Origin of the sequence: Riemerella anatipestifer (genome assembly GCF_009932355.1) — a bacterium.
GTDB lineage: Bacteria > Bacteroidota > Bacteroidia > Flavobacteriales > Weeksellaceae > Riemerella > Riemerella anatipestifer_E.
On sequence record NZ_LEKU01000011.1, the window covers coordinates 53,114 to 71,688 of the forward strand.

At 35.0% G+C, this 18,575-nt stretch carries 18 protein-coding genes and 1 tRNA gene; 15 read left to right on the plus strand and 4 right to left on the minus strand.

Going from position 1 to position 18,575, the window contains the following annotated elements; genetic code table 11:
• Positions 1 to 325 precede the first annotated feature (325 nt).
• The 3 genes from GXW81_RS05070 to GXW81_RS05080 are packed head-to-tail and all read left to right on the plus strand — an operon-like array spanning position 326 to position 2,767.
• Complete coding sequence (locus tag GXW81_RS05070; protein WP_161531461.1) at positions 326 to 964, plus strand: DUF47 domain-containing protein; 639 nt, start codon at positions 326 to 328, stop codon at positions 962 to 964.
• Between the two features lie 32 nt (positions 965 to 996).
• Positions 997 to 2,139, plus strand: coding sequence for an inorganic phosphate transporter (locus tag GXW81_RS05075; protein WP_161531462.1), 1,143 nt, complete (start codon positions 997 to 999; stop codon positions 2,137 to 2,139).
• Between the two features lie 16 nt (positions 2,140 to 2,155).
• Positions 2,156 to 2,767, plus strand: a complete 612-nt coding sequence (locus tag GXW81_RS05080) for a 4'-phosphopantetheinyl transferase family protein (protein ID WP_161531463.1) — start codon at positions 2,156 to 2,158, stop codon at positions 2,765 to 2,767.
• Here GXW81_RS05080 and GXW81_RS05085 read toward each other — a convergent pair.
• Together GXW81_RS05085 and GXW81_RS05090 are read right to left on the minus strand one after the other, a co-directional pair.
• A complete protein-coding gene (locus GXW81_RS05085; protein WP_161531464.1) occupies positions 2,740 to 5,001 on the minus strand; it encodes an FUSC family membrane protein in 2,262 nt (753 codons plus the stop codon). The two genes, GXW81_RS05080 and GXW81_RS05085, sit on opposite strands and share 28 nt — an antisense overlap.
• Before the next feature lie 22 nt (positions 5,002 to 5,023).
• A complete protein-coding gene (locus GXW81_RS05090; RefSeq protein ID WP_161531465.1) occupies positions 5,024 to 5,404 on the minus strand; it encodes a BlaI/MecI/CopY family transcriptional regulator in 381 nt (126 codons plus the stop codon).
• A gap of 192 nt (positions 5,405 to 5,596) precedes the next feature.
• Between GXW81_RS05090 and pdhA the strand changes: the two genes are divergently transcribed.
• Both pdhA and GXW81_RS05100 read left to right on the plus strand, forming a co-directional pair.
• Positions 5,597 to 6,598 (plus strand): pyruvate dehydrogenase (acetyl-transferring) E1 component subunit alpha, encoded by a 1,002-nt coding sequence (gene pdhA, locus GXW81_RS05095; RefSeq protein ID WP_161531466.1) that lies wholly within the window; start codon positions 5,597 to 5,599, stop codon positions 6,596 to 6,598.
• 74 nt (positions 6,599 to 6,672) lie between these two features.
• The gene (locus GXW81_RS05100) at positions 6,673 to 8,274 is read left to right on the plus strand and encodes a 2-oxo acid dehydrogenase subunit E2 (protein WP_161531467.1); all 1,602 of its coding nucleotides are present in this window, start codon (positions 6,673 to 6,675) and stop codon (positions 8,272 to 8,274) included.
• Between the two features lie 134 nt (positions 8,275 to 8,408).
• Here GXW81_RS05100 and deoC read toward each other — a convergent pair whose 3' ends face one another.
• Positions 8,409 to 9,155 (minus strand): deoxyribose-phosphate aldolase, encoded by a 747-nt coding sequence (gene deoC / locus GXW81_RS05105; RefSeq protein ID WP_161531468.1) that lies wholly within the window; start codon positions 9,153 to 9,155, stop codon positions 8,409 to 8,411.
• A 168-nt stretch (positions 9,156 to 9,323) separates the two neighbouring features.
• Here deoC and GXW81_RS05110 point away from each other — a divergent pair, with 168 nt between their 5' ends.
• From GXW81_RS05110 to GXW81_RS05120, 3 genes are all read left to right on the plus strand, one after another.
• Positions 9,324 to 10,475: a class I SAM-dependent methyltransferase gene (locus tag GXW81_RS05110; protein ID WP_161531469.1), complete on the plus strand. Its 1,152-nt coding sequence runs from the start codon at positions 9,324 to 9,326 to the stop codon at positions 10,473 to 10,475.
• 66 nt (positions 10,476 to 10,541) lie between these two features.
• A complete protein-coding gene (locus GXW81_RS05115) occupies positions 10,542 to 11,189 on the plus strand; it encodes an OmpA family protein (RefSeq protein ID WP_161531470.1) in 648 nt (215 codons plus the stop codon).
• A gap of 100 nt (positions 11,190 to 11,289) precedes the next feature.
• Positions 11,290 to 12,681 (plus strand): dipeptidase, encoded by a 1,392-nt coding sequence (locus GXW81_RS05120; RefSeq protein WP_161531471.1) that lies wholly within the window; start codon positions 11,290 to 11,292, stop codon positions 12,679 to 12,681.
• Between the two features lie 80 nt (positions 12,682 to 12,761).
• Here GXW81_RS05120 and GXW81_RS05125 read toward each other — a convergent pair whose 3' ends face one another.
• Positions 12,762 to 13,583: a GIN domain-containing protein gene (locus GXW81_RS05125; RefSeq protein ID WP_161531472.1), complete on the minus strand. Its 822-nt coding sequence runs from the start codon at positions 13,581 to 13,583 to the stop codon at positions 12,762 to 12,764.
• 266 nt (positions 13,584 to 13,849) lie between these two features.
• Here GXW81_RS05125 and GXW81_RS05130 point away from each other — a divergent pair, with 266 nt between their 5' ends.
• From GXW81_RS05130 to GXW81_RS05160, 7 genes are all read left to right on the plus strand, one after another.
• Positions 13,850 to 14,821, plus strand: a complete 972-nt coding sequence (locus tag GXW81_RS05130; protein ID WP_154137930.1) for a polyprenyl synthetase family protein — start codon at positions 13,850 to 13,852, stop codon at positions 14,819 to 14,821.
• Between the two features lie 19 nt (positions 14,822 to 14,840).
• Positions 14,841 to 15,566, plus strand: a complete 726-nt coding sequence (locus tag GXW81_RS05135; protein ID WP_154137931.1) for an SDR family NAD(P)-dependent oxidoreductase — start codon at positions 14,841 to 14,843, stop codon at positions 15,564 to 15,566.
• 30 nt (positions 15,567 to 15,596) lie between these two features.
• On the plus strand, positions 15,597 to 16,184 hold the full coding sequence (locus tag GXW81_RS05140; RefSeq protein ID WP_161531473.1) for an HAD family hydrolase: 588 nt from the start codon (positions 15,597 to 15,599) through the stop codon (positions 16,182 to 16,184).
• 89 nt (positions 16,185 to 16,273) lie between these two features.
• On the plus strand, positions 16,274 to 16,714 hold the full coding sequence (locus tag GXW81_RS05145; RefSeq protein WP_260393549.1) for a hypothetical protein: 441 nt from the start codon (positions 16,274 to 16,276) through the stop codon (positions 16,712 to 16,714).
• Positions 16,715 to 16,717: 3 nt separating this feature from the next.
• Positions 16,718 to 17,863, plus strand: coding sequence for a cysteine desulfurase family protein (locus GXW81_RS05150; RefSeq protein WP_161531475.1), 1,146 nt, complete (start codon positions 16,718 to 16,720; stop codon positions 17,861 to 17,863).
• 83 nt (positions 17,864 to 17,946) lie between these two features.
• Positions 17,947 to 18,264 (plus strand): thioredoxin, encoded by a 318-nt coding sequence (gene trxA / locus GXW81_RS05155; RefSeq protein ID WP_013446810.1) that lies wholly within the window; start codon positions 17,947 to 17,949, stop codon positions 18,262 to 18,264.
• A 151-nt stretch (positions 18,265 to 18,415) separates the two neighbouring features.
• Positions 18,416 to 18,489: transfer RNA gene (locus GXW81_RS05160), tRNA-Asp, on the plus strand.
• Positions 18,490 to 18,575 lie beyond the last annotated feature (86 nt).

The window sequence follows — 18,575 nt, forward strand, 5'->3', positions numbered from 1 at the left end:
ATCTTAATTGAAGAAAAACTAACCGAAATTCTAAGTATACCCATTTTATTCAATAGAGTATTTTGAGATATGATGGATTTTACCCTTTCTTATTTATTGAGGAGGGGTTTTTCTTAATAATAAAGATATTTCACTATGAGAGAAAGAGATTAAGTTAGAAAATCACTTTTGTTTTAATCATACAAATTGGCTCTACAATGTATTAAGAAAGTGAGGGGAAAAGTATAAATGATGATTTTTATCAAATGTTAATAAAAATTAACATTAGAATTTCTTTAGTTCCGAGTTTATACAGATATTTGCCGTCTGAAAAAATAAAAACAAAATGGGAATAGGTAATATATTCAAAGCTTTTCAGCCGAAAGATAAAGTGTTTTTTGTGCTGTTTGATAAAGTAGCTGATAACTTAGTGGAAATGTCTAGACTATTCCACGAAGGCATTAAAGATTTTGATATCAATGATGACTCTTTATTAAAGAAAATGAGTGATTTTGAGCATCAAAATGATGATATCACTCACGAAATTTATGTAGAGTTAGGTAAAAACTTTATTACGCCTTTTGATAGAGAAGATATCCATTATTTAGCGAGTGGTTTAGATGATATAGCAGACTATATCTATGCTTCTGCAAAGTATATATTCCTATACAAAAGCCCTGAAACTAATGCGTTCCAAGAACTTTCATTACTCATTCATAAATCTTGCTTACAAATAAAAGTAGCAATAGAAAACCTTAAAGAGTTTAAAAATCCTGCAGCGGTTAAAGAGGCTACTATCAAAATAAATAGCATTGAAAATATTGCTGATGATGTACATAGCCAAGCGATGATAAAGCTGTTTGAGTCTGGAGACCCTATAAATGTTATTAAAGTAAGCCAAGTGCTTAACTACCTAGAGGAGGTAACAGATAAGGCTGAAGATGTAGCTAATATCTTAGATAATATTATCATTAAATACGCTTAGAGGTTTTTTAATTTAACTTAAAACAAAAAAGTATGGATTTTCCTATACTGCTCATTGTCATTATTGCGTTAGCGCTTATTTTTGACTATATCAATGGCTTCCACGATGCCGCTAACTCTATAGCGACTATTGTTTCTACTAAAGTTTTAACTCCTTTTCAAGCAGTGCTTTGGGCTGCTGTGTGGAATTTTGCCGCTTTCTTTATCGCCTTCTATATTGTAGGAGAGTTTAAGATAGGTAACACCATTGCCAAGACGGTGAATGAAGATTTTATCAATCTGGAAGTGATTTTTTCAGGATTGATGGCGGCTATCGCTTGGAATCTTCTAACTTGGTGGTTTGGGATACCGTCATCGTCATCACATACGCTTATAGGCGGGTTTTTAGGAGCCGCTCTTATGCACGCTTTGGTTTTGGATTATCAAGAGATTGTATCAGCACAACCAGAGTTGTCTACTTTCGAAACAATGAAACTAGCCTTTAAACAGTTGTTTTCTCAAGATGTAGTAAAATACAGTAAGGTAATACCAATATTCTTATTCATTTTTATGGCACCGTTTATTGGTATGGTGGTGTCTATCATTATTACACTTATTATCATCAATGTTTGTAAAAAATCTAATCCTCACAAAGCAGAAAAAGCGTTTAAGCAACTTCAGTTAGTTTCTTCAGCTTTGTTTAGCTTAGGGCATGGTCTTAATGACGCTCAAAAGATAATGGGGATTATCGGAGCAGCGGTGATTTTCTACCATGTAGATATGGTAGGCGGTACGGATATATACGCACAAATGCTTCCTAGTGATAGATTTAACTATTTTGCAAAAGATTATGTATGGGTTCCGCTAGCATCGTTTGTGGCTATTGCGTTAGGAACTATGAGTGGTGGTTGGAAAATAGTAAAAACAATGGGAACTCGTATCACGAAGGTAACGCCTTTAGAAGGAGTAAGTGCAGAAACAGCAGGTGCGGTTACTTTATTTTTGACTGATCATTTTGGTATTCCTGTATCTACTACCCACACGATTACTGGGTCTATTATCGGTGTTGGTCTTACAAAGAGAGTTTCTGCCGTGCGTTGGGGGGTTACAGTAAGTTTGCTTTGGGCGTGGATACTTACAATCCCAATTAGTGCGATAGTGGCAGGGATTACCTATCTTATTGTGATAATGTTTTAAAATATAAAATTGATACATGCCTCTTTACAAAGAGTTTTCTACGAAAGAAACAGCCGTTTTAGTTTGGAAACACGATGAACAACAAGAGGTATGGAGTGAGGAAATAGATACTCAATCTAAAATATCACTAAAAAAACAATACGAACGACTGATGGTAAGGAGAATGCTCAATTCGGCATTGCCTTGCCATCAGTTGCTTTATTTGGAGGACGGAACACCTTATTTAGAGCCTTCGTCTGCATTTATTTCAATCAGTCATTCATATCCTTATGCGGTTTTGGCAATATCTCCTAGAAAAATAGGCGTGGATATAGAAAAGAAATCTGATAAATTAGTTCGCTTAAAGGAGAAAATACTCTATCCTTCCGAAAAACTTTGGGTTTCTTCCGAAGATGAAGAATCTTATCTGACGGCATTATGGACGATTAAGGAGAGCTTATATAAAATCCATTCGGCTAAATATTGGTCTTTTAGAGAACATTACGAAGTACTGTCTTTTTCTTTGAATAACCTATCTTCAGTGGAGTGTAAAGTGTTTAATAGCCCAACCGATAGTGCAGATATATACAGAGCAAAGTTGGAAGTTATAGATGAAGATTATTACTTAGCCGTAGTAGAAGAAGCGTAATACTTTCTTAGTTCTAAACTTACTTTTCTTTGTTTTTTTGCAGTACTAAAAATCAGTTCCAGTAATTCTTGTATGCTTTTGAGTTCGGTGAGGTAAGTTACCTTTTTTGAGTCTCGTATGTTATAGAACTCGTTTTCGGAAATTTCCGTTTTCCTTTTGTTTAGAAGTTGGTGTACATAATCTTCGGGTGTCAGTTGGCTTTGCTCGTCTAATGTTTTATCGTAGAATTCATTATTTAGAGCAATTTTTATTTTGCTTAGTTCGGCATTTATTTTTGTGTTCCACGCTTCAAAATCTATTTCAGGGTAATCCTTCTTGGTTTTAGCGTATTGTGATAGAGAAGCAATATAAGCCGTTAATAGATGTGAGGTATTAACAAATTGATGAATATGCTCTAGCTTTTTCTGTTGATTTTTAGGGTCGGACAGCATTCTTTGGAAATTATCGGATAAATTGGCTAAAGCAATGGTTGCATTTTTTCTTAGTAGACGGTATTTTTCATCGGTGATGTTTTTGTGTTGTAGTGTTTTTATAATCTCTTCAAAATAGGCTTTGTTATGATTGATGGCGTTGAGCATAAGGGTTTGATTTTGGGTGTGCTCCCAAACAGGAAAGATAAAGTACGATGTGAAGAGGGCAATAATCCCAGCGATGATAGTATCTATAATTCTATCCTTTAAGATAGTTTCAAAGTTGCCTGGATTTAAAAAATTGAATGCCAAAAAGATATAAACTGTCATAAAAAGAACTGCCCAAAAATAGCGTGTTCTAAAAGTTGCAAAGCAGAATACCATAGAAATAAATAATACGGAAACTTGTGCAACAGGGTGAGTAATCCAATAGATAGCCGCTGTCCCTAAAAAAGCACCTACTAAAGTGCCATAAAGTCTAAGGAGGTTTCTACTTTTAGTGATGCTATACGCAGGACGCATAATAGCTACAATAGTAATGAGAATCCAGTAAGAATGTCCTATGCTGAGAGCTTCTATTTTAGAAACTGCGTAGCCTATCAGCATAGCTATAGTTACTCTAATAGAGTATCTAAATTGTGCAGAATCTAAGGAAAGATTGTTTTTAAACACCTTAAAATTGATAGGATTTTCCTTTGGGAGAAACTTCGACAAATCTAATCCTGAAGATAAACTCTTAGCGAGTTTGGTATCTTGTGATGAAACTTTATAAATCTGATTGATACTTTCAGTAAGTTCCGCTAGTCTCATCATACTTTGTCGCAGGAGTAAGAAATAGTCTAAAGTTTCTGCCGATAGCTTTTGGTTTCTTAAATCAAAGTAGATGTTAAAGCAATCTTCTAACTCTAGTGTAAGAGCGTGTTTTGGTTTTGGAGTGCTGCTTGTTTGTATACTTATACCAATATTTTTAAGCTCAATGGAGAGTATAAACAGCATTCTTTGTATCTTGTTAAATACTTCTTCGTCGCCAAAAAATTGTCTTATTTTAGAATAATCATTATCGGAAGTGAGGAGTTTTTCGTACAAATCAATACTACTAATGAAACTCATCATTAAAAGTCGGCTAGCAGTGGTAGATTCATTAACAAATTTTCTAGTTTTGAAAAGGAGTTCCCTTGTTTCTTCTTGAATATTTTTAATGAAAATTTGTTGTGTGGTAAGTTGTGTTACCAGTTGATCTAAATCTGAATCTTTAGAGTAGAACTTAGACTTCTGCTCTAAGAACTTAGCGAGTTCTAAGTAGTTTTCGCCTACGAGTTGTTTGGCGAGTTTATAAGGTTGTAGTTTAGATAGTAATAGTAATAAAAGTAAGTACCAAAGCGTCCCTAATGTGAAGATGAATAAACTTTTAATGATATGATTACCAGTAAGATGCCCATCAATAAAAATAGCTAATACCACCAAAGAAAGTCCACCAACGGAAGCCAGTCTCGCACCATAGACTCCTATCATATTGAAAAACATTCCAAAAATGATAATCTCCAAAAACACTAGTAGGCTGTAATCTTTGAGTAAGCTAGCGATAGTAGATACTACTAAAAAAGCAATGATAGCTGCAATTAAAGTGTTTCGTCTTCTAACGAATGAGCCAGGTAAATCTACCAAGGCGATAAAGCTCGTACCTAAAGGAAATAGGAAAAAATCTTTGAAAACACCTAAATAACTGAAAATAATAGACGGTATAATAATAGCTAAAGAAATCCTTACCCCAGCATATAAATATTGACTAGAAAAGAAGTTTTTGAGTTCTGTGGTATATTTCATACAGCTAACATCGAGGTAGGTTTTATTTTTCTTTCTTTTTTTTCTTCTTCTTTTTTTCTTTTTTACAGAATTTAGAAAGGTCTTTGGTAGTAATGATTTCTTCGTTTAAAAGTCTTTCTATCAATAGTTTTCTGTTATTGGTATAATAAGTTTCTACAAAATTTTTGAGTAAGAAAAGCTCATATTCCTGTTTAGAAATTTCTATTTTGTAGAAAAAAATCCGACCTTCTTTCTCTGTGCTTATGAATCCCTTTTCTACTAATATTTTAAGGAAGGTAGAAATGGTGTTTTGGTGAGGTTTGGGTTCTGGGTAGGCTTCCACAATGTCTTTAAGGAAAGCTCCTTGTAATTCCCATACAACTTGCATAAGCTGCTCCTCAGCGGTAGTGAGTGGTGTTATCATTGATGAATAGTTTGCTACAAAAATAGCTAAATGTTAGCTAAAACCCTTATGTCTAATGTGAAAAATATAAGTGTTTTTGTTTTTTTTGTATTGAAGTAAGAGAGTTTCATAGTTTCAGTTTAATAAACTTTTTGAAAGAGTATTATATTAAATGAGATTTTTCTTACTTTTGCAATATATTTGAAAATAGCTATGAAAGAATTTTCCAAAGAAGTTTACCTTAAGTGGTATGAAGATATGACTATGTGGAGACGCTTTGAAGATAAGTGTCGTTCTCTTTACTTAAAACAGAAAATTAGAGGTTTTTTACACCTTTATAATGGGCAGGAAGCGATACCAGCAGGATTTACTCATGCGATGGATTTAACTAAAGATAGTATGATAACTGCTTACCGTTGTCACATACATCCTATGGCGATGGGGGTAGACCCTAAGAGAATTATGGCAGAACTATGTGGTAAAGCTACAGGGACTTCGCAAGGTATGGGAGGTTCTATGCATATTTTTAGTAAAGAACACCGTTTTTATGGTGGACATGGTATTGTTGGTGGACAAATTCCTTTGGGAGCAGGTATTGCATTTGCTGATAAATATTTTGATAGAAAAGCAGTTAACATTTGTTTTATGGGAGATGGTGCTGTTCGTCAAGGATCTTTACATGAAACATTTAATATGGCAATGAACTGGAAACTTCCAGTAGTTTTTGTTTGTGAAAACAATCAATATGCCATGGGAACGTCTGTGAAAAGAACTGCTAACCACGAAGACATCTATAAACTAGGTTTAGGTTATGAAATGCCTTGTTTACCAGTAGATGCTATGGATCCTGAGAAAGTTGCTGAGACTGCTTTTGAAGCTATAGAAAGAGCAAGAAGAGGAGATGGTCCTACATTTATAGAGGCTAGAACTTATCGTTACAGAGGGCACTCAATGTCTGATGCGGAGCCTTATAGAACTAAGGAGGAGGTAGCTATTCATAAAGAGCAAGACCCTATTGAACTTGTAAAACAAAGGATTTTAGATAACAAATGGGCTACAGAGGCAGAGCTAGAACAACTTGACGAAAACTCTAGAGCTTTTGTAGAAGAGTGTGTAGAATTTATGGAAAACTCTCCATTCCCAGATGCTGAGAAGGTTTATGAATATGTCTATTCTACACCAGATTATCCTTTTTTAGATAAATTAGAAAACTAAAGTTAAGTGCAGATTATTTTAAGGAATATTTTTTATTCTTTGAATTAAATCTAAAACATAATAAATAAAACAACATGGCAGAAATAATTACAATGCCTCGCCTTTCTGATACAATGACAGAAGGTAAGGTTTCCAAATGGCATAAGCAGGTTGGAGATGCTGTAAAGGAAGGAGATATTCTTGCAGAAATAGAAACAGATAAAGCCGTTCAGGATTTTGAATCAGAGGTTAACGGAACACTACTTTATGTAGGTGTAAGTGAAGGAAATGCAGCTCCTGTGGATACTATTTTGGCAATTATAGGGAAAGAAGGCGAAGATATTTCAGGGCTTGTGGGCGGTAATCAAAGTACGCCTCAACCAGCTTCATCAGAAAGTGTCTCTGTGGAAAATACGGTAACTGAAACTACGTCATCAGTAGAAGTGCCTAAGGGTGTTGAGGTAATTAATATGCCTCGTCTGTCTGATACAATGACAGAAGGTAAAGTAGCTAAATGGAATAAAAATGTAGGAGATACAGTAAAAGAAGGAGATATTTTAGCTGAAATTGAAACAGATAAAGCCGTTCAAGATTTTGAATCAGAATTTAACGGAACTCTTTTATACCAAGGCGTAGGAGAAGGAGAAGCGGCTGAAGTAGATAAAATATTAGCCATTATAGGACCTGCTGGAACAGATGTTTCTGCTATTGTTTCTAATGGTGGAGTATCTAGCACACCTCAAACTAAACAAGAACAGTCAAGTGTAGCTTCTAGCACAAAAGCAGAAAAAGTTTCTACATCTAATGTTAGTGTTTCAACGGATAGAGTAGCTATTTCTCCATTGGCTAGAAAAATGGCAGAGGAGAAAGGTATAGATATTACAAATCTAAAAGGTTCTGGAGAGAACGGAAGAATCATAAAGAAAGATATAGAAAACTATCAGCCAAACGCAACAGAACAGCGTTCTGCTTCTGTAACGCCAGCTGCAGCACAAGTGGCTATGAACTTCGTTGCTAGAGAAACTACAGAAACGCCTAACTCTCAAGTTAGAAATGTAATTGCAAAAAGACTTTCTGAAAGTAAGTTCTCAGCACCTCACTACTATTTAATGGTAGAGGTGAATATGGATAAAGCCATCACTGCTAGAAAAGAAATTAACTCACTTCCTGACACTAAAGTATCGTTTAACGATATGGTGATTAAGGCGACAGCTATGGCTCTTAGAAAGCACCCTCAAATCAATAGTAGCTGGGCAGGAGATAAGATTATTCATCATGGTAGCATCAATATTGGTGTGGCAGTGGCTATTCCAGACGGATTAGTAGTACCTGTATTGAAGAATGCAGACTTTATGAATTATAGTCAGATTTCTGCAGGAGTTAAAGATATGGCTTCTAGAGCAAAATCTAAAGGTCTCAAAGCTAACGAAATGGAAGGTTCTACATTCTCAATATCCAACCTTGGAATGTTTGGAATAGAAACATTTACTTCTATTATCAATCAACCAAACTCTTGTATTCTTTCGGTAGGAGCTATTATAGAGAAGCCTGTAGTTAAGGACGGACAAATTGTAGTAGGTAATACTATGAAGTTGTCTTTAGCATGTGACCACCGTGTGGTAGATGGTGCTACTGGTGCAGAGTTTTTACAAACATTAAAAACTTACCTAGAAAATCCGTTTGCATTATTAGTTTAATATTTGCAAATACTTTAATAAAAATAAAACTCCATATCAAAAGGATATGGAGTTTTTTTATGGTTTGTATTTAGGATAAAAAATAACCTCTGCTTTTTAACAGAGGTTATTTTTAATAATATGTTTTTAATTTCTTAGTATCCTTCCGAAGCATTTTCTCCTTTTACAAGAGCCATTGCTGAAGAAGTACCTATTCTTTTCACGCCTAAAGCAATCATTTTTTCAGCGTCCTCAGGAGTTCTTACACCGCCTGCTGCTTTCACAGGAAGTTTCCCTGCGTTTTCTAGCATTATTTCAATACCTTCAAAAGTAGCACCATTAGGTTTGCCACCTTCTGTTTGATAGAAACCAGTGGAAGATTTTACAAAAATATTTTCTAGGTCTTCTTCCTTAAAAGTATCTGTAGCCCAAGTTGCTATTTTTTTAGTCAAATCCGCTATTTGAGCATCTGTAAGAGCTGCGATTTCAATAATCCACTTTGCTATCTTTTTGTGATTTAAGCAAAGTTCTGTACAACGCAAAAATTCGTCTTTAACTAAATCATTTTCGCCGTTTTTGTAAGCAGTATAATTGATAACAAAATCTAGTTCATCAGCACCATCTTCTATTGCTTTTTGAGCTTCATTTAATTTTGATTCTATACTCGCTGTACCTTCGTGAAACCCAATTACAGTACCCAATACTACTTTAGCATTTTTTTGAGCTAAATAATCTTTAGTTTCTTTAACAAAATCAGGACGAATCATCACAGCGAAAAGCCCATTGTCAATTGCTTCATCAGTTAGTTCTCTTACCTTTGCTTTAGTTTCTTCTAGAGTAATTCCAGCCTGTTCAGGGGTTTTAAGATAAGTAGAGTCTAGATAGTTTTTTACGTTTATCATTGCTTTATTTTTTAAGGGTTAAAATAGGGGTCAAAGATACGAAAGTTTCTTCTTTTCTAAATGAGTAATCTAATGACTTTTGTAATGAATTGAAAAAAAGAAATATTAAGGACAAATGGTTGCAATAAATATAAAAGTTTACCTTTGTACAGCCAAACTAAAAACAGAATGGAGTGTCTACAGAGAAAGGAAGTGAAAGATTTTATAGAAGCACACCTCGAAGAAGATGTGATGAAAATTCTTTTAAAAAAAACGATTTTTGAAGGAGTTAACAATCAAGATTTAGTTCAGCAGATAGAAGGGCGTAGGGTAGCTCGTAAAAAATTCCCTTTTTTGGATAGAAGTGGTATTTTATTTCCCCCTCATCTTAATTTAGAACAATCCTCTTCGCAATCTACGGCTTCTTTTAAAGGAGAATGGTTTAGTGGAAATCACTTTTTGGATTTAACTAGTGGCTTCGGGATAGATGCTTTTTTTCTGTCTCAAAACTTTAAAAAAGTAACTCTTGTGGAGCAAAATAGCTCTCTTTTATCATTAGTTGAACATAATTGGACGGAACTTGGTAGAGAGGCTGATTTCATCAATACAAATCTAGAAACTTTTTTAGAAAATAACCAAAAGCTGTATGACTTGGTCTATTTAGACCCTGCTAGAAGAGATAATAATAAAAATAAAAAATTTCTTTTAGAGGATTTATCGCCTAATATCTTAGAAATTAAAAATCAACTTTTAGAGATTTCTCCAAAGGTGTTGGTTAAACTTTCTCCTCTTATTGATATTAAATACTTGATTTCCGTTTTGTCTCATATCGTTTCCATAGATGTTATAGCGGTAAAAAATGAAGTAAAAGAAGTTTTAGTTTTGATGGACAGAAGTGTGGCAGAAAATACTTTTCCACTTTGCAGATGCTTTAATTTAGAAACAAATGAACCTGATTTTTCGTTCATTATAAAAGATGAAGAGAATACTCAAGTCTATTTTTCTGAAGCGAAGAAATATCTGTATATTCCTAATGGGGCTATACTTAAATCGGGAGCATTCAAGAGTGTTGCACAAAAATATCAACTGAATAAGCTACATATTAACACACACCTCTATACTTCGGAAGAAAAAATATTAGATTTTCCAGGGCGAGTTTTGGAGGTAGAAGAGGTTTCATCTAAGGAAATAAAAAAAGGAGAGCAGTATAACCTTGTTTCAAAAAATTATCCGCTAAATCCAGTGGAAATTAAGAAAAAATATAAACTTAAAGATGGGGGGCAGAACTATCTTATTTTTACTCAAACCATAAAAGGTAAAGTGATTTTGAGGTCTAAATAAAAATTAAAAATAAATATTTAGGCTATTAAAAAGAGATTTATTAACTTTGGGACAAAATTTAAAAGAATGAAAAAATATATTTTTGCAGTAGCTGCTATTTCGTTTATGGTATCTTGTAAGAAGATTCAGCCAGGAGGCAATAAGAATATTCTTAAACTAGAAGAAGGAGTAGAAAGATATACAGATGATGCACAAGGTAATGGGCATTCTGCTCACGCGGAAGGTCATCAAACTTCAGGAGTTAAAGAAGAAGTAACTATAGACTTGGAAGGTGTTACGCTAAAAGGATATAAAGGTGGAATGGAAGATACGATGTTATCTTTCCTTAAGTCGGGGAAGTATGCATCTTCTTCAGATGATGTTCTTAAGAATGTTTGGTATGATTTTGACCATGTTAACTTTAAAATGGGTTCTACCAATCAGTTAGAGTCTGGTGCAGAGCAAATAGATAACTTAGCGAAAATATTAAAGGCATATCCAGACGCTAAAATTAAAATTGGAGGTTATACAGATAAAACAGGTAGCGAGGAAACTAATGTTAAAATATCTCAAGCTAGAGCAGAATTTATTAAGGCTCAGTTAGAAAAAGCAGGCGTAGGAGCTCAAGTGGTATCGGCAGAAGGGTATGGAAGTAAATTTGCTAAAGTAGCAGCAGATGCTTCTGATGAAGAAAGAGCTTCGGATAGAAAAATGTCTGTAAGATTCACAAAATAAGAAAAGTACAAGTACATAATCTGCGTCTCTCCTAGCTTTGGGAGGGGCGTTTTTTTATTTCATTAAAAATAATTACTTTTACTACATCAAAAATAAACTGATGCAAGAAACACAAAATTACATTCAAAACCACAAGAAAAGATTTTTAGACGAACTTATAGAATTGCTTAAAATAGCTTCTATTAGTGCAGACCCAGCTTATAATCAAGATGTGCTTAACTGTGCTGAAGAGGTAGCAAAACACCTAGCTAATGCGGGAGCAGATGCGGTGGAGGTATGCGAAACTAAAGGTTACCCTATTGTATTTGGTGAGAAAATTATAGACCCGTCACTTCCTACGGTATTAGTTTATGGGCATTACGATGTGCAGCCGCCAGACCCTTTGGAATTGTGGGAAAGTGGTCCTTTTGAGCCTGTAGTTAAAGAAACTCCTCTGCACCCAGAAGGAGCAATTTTTGCAAGAGGAGCGGCAGACGATAAAGGTCAGTTTTTTATGCATTTAAAGGCGTTTGAAGCGATGATGAAGACCAATGTCCTTCCTTGCAATGTTAAATTTATCATAGAAGGCGAGGAAGAAGTTGGTTCGGCTAGTTTGGCAGATTTCCTTAAAGAAAACCAATCTAAACTGTCTTGTGATGTTATTCTGATTTCGGATACGGGGCTTTACTCTATGGAGCAACCTACGGTAACTACGGGGCTTAGAGGTCTTAGCTATGTGGAAGTAGAGGTAGAAGGTCCTAACCGAGATTTACATTCTGGGCTTTATGGAGGAGCTGTTCCTAACCCTATCAATGTGTTGTCTAAGATGATAGGTAGCCTTATAGATGATAATGGGAGAATAACAGTGGAAGGTTTCTACGACAATGTAGAAGTTGTTTCTCTTGAGGAAAGAGCAGAAATGAATAAATTGAAAGACGATGTAGAGTCTTTTAAAAAGTCAATTGGGCTTAATGGTATACAGGGAGAAGAAGGCTATACGACTTTGGAGAGAACTTCTATTAGACCGACTTTAGATGTTAATGGTATGTGGGGAGGCTATATTGGAGAAGGTGCTAAAACCGTAATACCATCTAAGGCGTTTGCTAAAATTTCAATGAGATTAGTGCCTAACCAAACACCAGAGGAAATTACAGAGAAATTTGTAAATCACTTTAAGAAAATAGCACCAGATAGCGTTAAAGTAAAAGTAACGCCACATCACGGTGGAATGCCTTATGTCTTAAAGAGCGATACCAATGAGTTTTTGGCGGCTAAAAAAGCAATGGAAAAAGCTTTTGGAAAAGAAGTTTTACCATTTAGAAGTGGTGGTAGTATCCCAATTACGGCGTTGTTTGAGGAAGTTTTAGGAGCTAAATGTGTATTGATGGGCTTTGGTTTAGATACAGATGCAATACATTCTCCTAATGAGCATTATGGCTTGTATAATTTCTATAAGGGGGTAGAAAGTATTCCGTATTTCTTCCAATACTATACAGAGATGAAAACTAAGTAAATACAATTGTACTTAGTAACATTATAAAAAATAAGGCTACTCCTTTAGGAGTAGCCTTATTTAGTTTGTATTCAGAGAAATTATTTAGAGATTATTTTACTCATAGAGTGGCTTTCTTTTTCTATACTGCTGTAAGATAGATTAGATAAATCTATTTTAGAAGCTCCACTAGCACGGGCTATTATTTTGTTAGAACTTCCTTTTAGGACAACTTCAGAAGCGCTAGAAACTTCCAGAGTAGTTACATTAGCTGCATTTATTTTACTGTTGATGTTAGACGCTCCGCTTGCTTCAATTTTAGCATTCTTAACGGTAATAGTTCCAGAGGTATTACTTGCACCACTGATCTTAATGGTAGTATTGTCAGCATTTAGGTTGCCTTTAAAATCACTTGCGCCACTGAGCTTAATGATAGTACTGTCGGCATTTAGGTTGCCTTTAAAATCACTTGCACCACTGCAACTAAGGTTGATATTTTTAGCATTAAAGTTTCCAGAAACATTAGAGGCTCCGTTCATACGAATATCACTAGTACTGAATGTATCTTGACTTTCTACCGAAGAAGCACCGCTCAATTCCATTTTGTTGATGTTTTTGGTATAGACGATGGCTTTGGTTTTAGCATTTTTTAGAGAGGTGTTAGGCTTGTATTTTAATGTAAGCACACCATTACTAGAAACAACGGTAAGGTAATCTAAAGCGTTAGAAGTTACCTCCACTTTCTCCTGATTAGACTTTACTAATTTAACCCCTATATTGGATTGAACTTTAAGCTGATTAAAACTAGCCACATCAAAAGTCTGTGTTTTAGTAGGCACATTGGTGAGGTTTACTTTTTGTGAATACACGCTAACCACAAACAAGGTAAGGAACAATAAGGTCCAATTTTTCAGATTTTTCATAATATACTTTTTTAGATTGTTATGCTTCAAATATAATAAATTATTTAAAACATAAAAGTGATTTTGGATATAAAATATGGAGATGAAGTACCATTCGATATAGGATATTATACCAATGATGAATAAAGTATAAAATAATGACTTTGTTTTTAGTGTGAGAATAGAGGGAATGCAATTATAAAGTATTAGGATTTGTCTTTTATTATTATGCTTTTGTCTATATAAATCATTATTTTTGTGGCAATATTCACGGATAAAAAAGACTTATGAAATTCTTAGACAGATACCAAGACCTAGTAGCAGAAGCAATAGAAAAGCATCAATTTAAAAACGAGCCAAAAGAACTCTATGAGCCTATGAACTATATCATTTCTCACGGAGGAAAACGCTTGAGACCTATTATGGTACTGATGGGGTGCGAACTTTTTGGAGGTAGTTTAGAAAAGGCAATGAAACCAGCTTTGGCTATAGAGTTTTTTCATAATTTTACGCTTATCCACGACGATATTATGGACGATGCCCCACTTAGAAGAAATAAACCTACAATACATACGCTACACGGCATCAATGTAGGTATTCTGTCGGGAGATGCATTACTCATTAAAGCCTATCAGTTTTTTGAAGATTTAGAGCCAGAACTATTTAAAAAGTGTATCACTTTGTTCTCCGAAACGGGAGCGGTGCTTTGCGAGGGGCAACAGATGGATGTTAATTTTGAAACCAATTCTAGCGTTACCTACGAAGATTATATAAAAATGATAACCTATAAAACGGGGGTGCTTAGTGCCGCTTCGTTTAAGATAGGAGCTATGGTAGCAGGAGCTACCGAGCAGGAGGCAGAGGCATTGTATCAATTTGGTAAACATATTGGGATTGCGTTCCAGATTATGGACGATTATTTAGATGTCTTCGGAAATCAGGAGCAGTTTGGAAAGAAACACGCAGGTGATATTTTTGAAAATAAAAAGACAGTACTTTACCTATTAGCAATGGAAAACGCGACTGAGGAAGAGCGAAAAGAGCTTAACTATTGGTACTCTAAAAAGACGGATAATATAGACAAAATCTACTGTGTAGAAAAGATTTTTAGAAGAACAAAAGTAGATGAAAAGGTGCTGAGATTGATACAAAAGCACAACCAAATCGGTCAAGATTGTTTAAAAACCATTAATCTACCAGAAGATAAAAAACAACCTTTTATAGAGTTGGCTAATTACCTTTTGAAAAGAGAATCTTAATTCTCCAAAATCTTAAAATATGATTGTACTAGGTAGTAATTCAGAAGTGGCACAAGCCTTTGTGGAAGAGGTGTTGTCTGAGGGGCAAAGATTTAGGAATCTTTATCTTTTCACTTCTAATAGAGAAAGTGCAGAGAAATTTGCAAAACATATAGAAGTAAAATATCTTCAGCATAGCCAAGTTATCATGTTGGATTTAATGCAACCTATTGATTTCAAAGTATTAGAAGAAGTAGATTCGGAGCTTTTATTCTGTGCTTCTGGTTACTTAGGTAAAGGCACCGAAGAGGGATTATTAAATCACAAAAATACAGAAGCTATCGTTGATATTAACTACGCCAAACTTATTCCGTTGCTCAATTATTTTGCTGAAAAAATGGCATCTAAAAGAGCTGGAACTATGGTGGTTTTGTCTTCGGTAGCGGGAGATAGAGGCAGACAGAGTAATTTTATTTACGGAAGTGCTAAGGCGGGATTAACCGCTTATCTAAGCGGACTTAGAAATTATTTGTTCCACAGAAAAGTGCACGTAATGACGGTGAAGCCAGGTTTTATGGCAACCAAAATGACGGAAGGTATGCCACTTAATCCAAAACTCACCGCAACACCTAAACAAGCAGCGGCGTCTATATATAAAGCTTACAAAGCCAAAAGGAATGTGGCGTATGTATTGCCTGTATGGTGGGCTATTATGCTGATTATAAAAAACATTCCTGAGTTTATATTTAAAAAACTGAAACTTTAAAATTAGCTCCTAAAGTACCTTTCTTTATTTATGAAAAAACTATATCTATTCGACTTTGATGGTACACTTACCACAGAGGACACTTTATTTCTATATCTTAAATTCTATAACAGCAGTAAATATAGAATACAATTTTTAAGGTACATTCCACTTTTTATTCTTTTGAAAATGAAACTTCTCAAAGCAGAGAAGGTCAAAGAGAGCTTTATTGCTTCTATACTTGCAGGAGAATCTAAAGAGCGAATAGAGAAGAGGTCTAAAGCCTTTTTTGAAGAATATTATCCAAAACTTTTCAGGACTAATGCTTTGGAATTTATAGAAAAAATAGATAAAGAGAAGACGGTGGCGTTCATTGTAACAGCATCGTTGGATATTTGGGTTCGTCCTTTTGCGGAGCATTTTGGTATGGGGCTTTTGGCTACGGAAGCCGAGTTTAAAGATGGGAAATTTTCAGGTAAGTTTAAAACCAAAAATTGCAACGGAGAAGAAAAAGTAAAAAGAATAAAACAGGCTACAGAAGGGCTTAAATATGATAAAAGTATAGCCTTTGGAGATACAGCAGGAGACCACGCAATGCTGAAATGGGCTAATGAAGGTTTGTTTCAATTTTTTCATTAAATTAGCCAAAAATATTGGTGATGAAAAATTTACTTTTAACCTTGGGTTTAGGCATCTTTACGATGTGTACTCCTCAAAAGCGGAAAGTTATGAAACAAGAGATTAGTAATCAGCAAAAACAAGAGGAAAGATTGTTTTATTCGGAAGCTTCTGGAGGGGAAGAAAAGAGGGGATTTAGACTTATAAACTCTCAAGAGGAACTTAATAGGGTTTTATCTGTAAATCAATTTGTAGTTTTAAACCCAAACGAGGAGAAGAGTAAAGAGCCTAAATTAATTTTTCCTAAAAATCAACAAGTAATTCTTTATCATTTAGGAACTTTTAGAGCAGGTATGCATAAGCCTCAGGGGATTGATAGTGTTAAGTTGGTAGGTAATACTTTGGAAGTTTATATGAAAAAAAATCAGTCTTCTTCGCCCCAAAAAACATCTATTAGAGAACCAGAAATGCAAGTGCAGGTCATTACCACACCGTGGATGGTTTTTTCAGTTTCTAAAGATTTAAAGTTTAATAATATTATACTGAAATAAAAAATGAGTAAAATATATTTAGATAATGCGGCTACTACGCCACTTTTAGACGAAGTAATAGAGGAAATGGTAAACTCTATGAAATTTTGTTATGGTAATCCTTCTTCTACGCATAGTATAGGGCAAGAGGCTAAAACTAGGATAGAAGCTGTGAGACGCCAAATCGCCGATTATTTAAAGGTGCAACCTGGCGAAATTATCTTTACTTCGTGCGGTACAGAGTCTAATAATATGATTATTAAATCTTGCGTGGAGCATTTGGGTGTGGAGCGAATTATTACCTCTCCTGTAGAGCACAAATGCGTGGCGGAGACTTGTTTGGATATGAAGAAACGCAAGGGCGTGGAGTTGGTATATCTTCGTCCTAATGCACAGGGTGATATAGATTTGGTAAAACTAGAGCAAGAATTAAAGAAATCGGATAAAAAAACTTTGGTTACTCTAATGCACGCCAATAATGAGATAGGTAATATTTTAGACATCAAAAAAGTATCTGCACTGTGTAAAGAAAATGGGGCTTTATTCCATTCGGATACGGTACAAACGGTGGCTCATTTAGATTTAGATTTTCAAGAAGTACCTTTAGATTTTGCCTCTTGTAGTGCTCATAAATTCCACGGCCCTAAAGGAGTGGGGTTTGCTTTTGTTAGGAAAGCTTCAGGGCTTCAGTCGCTTATAACAGGAGGACCTCAGGAGAGAAGTCTTCGTGCAGGAACGGAAAATGTAAGTGGCATTGTGGGGCTTGGCAAGGCTTTAGAAATAGCGATGAACAACCTAGAAAGCTATACTTCTCATATTAAAGACATAAAGAATTACGCGATAGAACAATTATCTAAAAATATTTCAGGAGTTAAATTTAACGGAAGAAGTGCTGAGCAGGATAGTAGCCTTTATACGGTATTGAGTGTTCTACTGCCATTTAAGAATCCGTTATTGAGCTTGCAGTTGGATATGAAAGGTATTGCTATTTCTCAAGGAAGTGCGTGTAGCTCTGGGGCTAGTAAGCCTTCTATGGTAATGATGATGGTGGTAGATGAAGAAGATATGGAGCATACCACACCTCTAAGAGTATCTTTTAGCCATCTTACGACTAAGGCTGATATAGATGCATTGGTAAAGGCTCTTAAAGAAATACAGCAAGAATTATAGAAATAAACGATATTAACTATCGATATATAAATACTAAAATAAAAGAATAAAGTAATATATTTGCAGACTAAAAATGTAAAATTATGGCATTAGAAATTACAGACAGCAATTTTAAAGAAGTAGTAATAAACTCAGACAAGCCTGTATTAGTAGACTTTTGGGCAGTATGGTGTGGGCCATGCAGAATGCTAGGGCCTATCGTAGAAGAATTAGCAAATGATTTTGAAGGCAAAGCAGTTGTAGGTAAAGTAGACGTAGATAACAACCAGCAGGTAGCTATGGAGTACGGTATTAGAAATATACCTACAGTTCTTATCTTCAAGAATGGAGAAGTGGTAGATAAGCTAGTAGGCGTGTCTCCTAAGGAGGTTATTGCAGAAAAATTATCAGCACATTTATAAAAAAAATAAATTGATTTATAAGCACTTTCTAAAATGAAGGTGCTTTTTTTTATATAAAATTTTGTTTGTATTGAAAAAAGTTATACTTTTGCAACCACATTATTCAGATAAGCGTTCTGATACATAATTAAGAATAATGTTCTTATAAAAAGATCCGGTAGTTCAGCTGGTTAGAATACCTGCCTGTCACGCAGGTGGTCGCGGGTTCGAGCCCCGTCCGGATCGCTTTTTTATAACTTTTTTCTGATCCGGTAGTTCAGCTGGTTAGAATACCTGCCTGTCACGCAGGTGGTCGCGGGTTCGAGCCCCGT

Excerpts from the sequence above, each read along its gene's own strand:
- GXW81_RS05070 (WP_161531461.1), top strand. The coding sequence starts at position 326 with ATGGGAATAGGTAATATATTCAAAGCTTTTCAGCCGAAAGATAAAGTG.
- GXW81_RS05075 (WP_161531462.1), top strand. The coding sequence starts at position 997 with ATGGATTTTCCTATACTGCTCATTGTCATTATTGCGTTAGCGCTTATT.
- GXW81_RS05080 (WP_161531463.1), top strand. The coding sequence starts at position 2,156 with ATGCCTCTTTACAAAGAGTTTTCTACGAAAGAAACAGCCGTTTTAGTT.
- GXW81_RS05085 (WP_161531464.1), bottom strand. The coding sequence starts at position 5,001 with ATGAAATATACCACAGAACTCAAAAACTTCTTTTCTAGTCAATATTTA.
- GXW81_RS05090 (WP_161531465.1), bottom strand. The coding sequence starts at position 5,404 with ATGATAACACCACTCACTACCGCTGAGGAGCAGCTTATGCAAGTTGTA.
- pdhA (WP_161531466.1), top strand. The coding sequence starts at position 5,597 with ATGAAAGAATTTTCCAAAGAAGTTTACCTTAAGTGGTATGAAGATATG.
- GXW81_RS05100 (WP_161531467.1), top strand. The coding sequence starts at position 6,673 with ATGGCAGAAATAATTACAATGCCTCGCCTTTCTGATACAATGACAGAA.
- deoC (WP_161531468.1), bottom strand. The coding sequence starts at position 9,155 with ATGATAAACGTAAAAAACTATCTAGACTCTACTTATCTTAAAACCCCT.
- GXW81_RS05110 (WP_161531469.1), top strand. The coding sequence starts at position 9,324 with ATGGAGTGTCTACAGAGAAAGGAAGTGAAAGATTTTATAGAAGCACAC.
- GXW81_RS05115 (WP_161531470.1), top strand. The coding sequence starts at position 10,542 with ATGAAAAAATATATTTTTGCAGTAGCTGCTATTTCGTTTATGGTATCT.
- GXW81_RS05120 (WP_161531471.1), top strand. The coding sequence starts at position 11,290 with ATGCAAGAAACACAAAATTACATTCAAAACCACAAGAAAAGATTTTTA.
- GXW81_RS05125 (WP_161531472.1), bottom strand. The coding sequence starts at position 13,583 with ATGAAAAATCTGAAAAATTGGACCTTATTGTTCCTTACCTTGTTTGTG.
- GXW81_RS05130 (WP_154137930.1), top strand. The coding sequence starts at position 13,850 with ATGAAATTCTTAGACAGATACCAAGACCTAGTAGCAGAAGCAATAGAA.
- GXW81_RS05135 (WP_154137931.1), top strand. The coding sequence starts at position 14,841 with ATGATTGTACTAGGTAGTAATTCAGAAGTGGCACAAGCCTTTGTGGAA.
- GXW81_RS05140 (WP_161531473.1), top strand. The coding sequence starts at position 15,597 with ATGAAAAAACTATATCTATTCGACTTTGATGGTACACTTACCACAGAG.
- GXW81_RS05145 (WP_260393549.1), top strand. The coding sequence starts at position 16,274 with ATGAAACAAGAGATTAGTAATCAGCAAAAACAAGAGGAAAGATTGTTT.
- GXW81_RS05150 (WP_161531475.1), top strand. The coding sequence starts at position 16,718 with ATGAGTAAAATATATTTAGATAATGCGGCTACTACGCCACTTTTAGAC.
- trxA (WP_013446810.1), top strand. The coding sequence starts at position 17,947 with ATGGCATTAGAAATTACAGACAGCAATTTTAAAGAAGTAGTAATAAAC.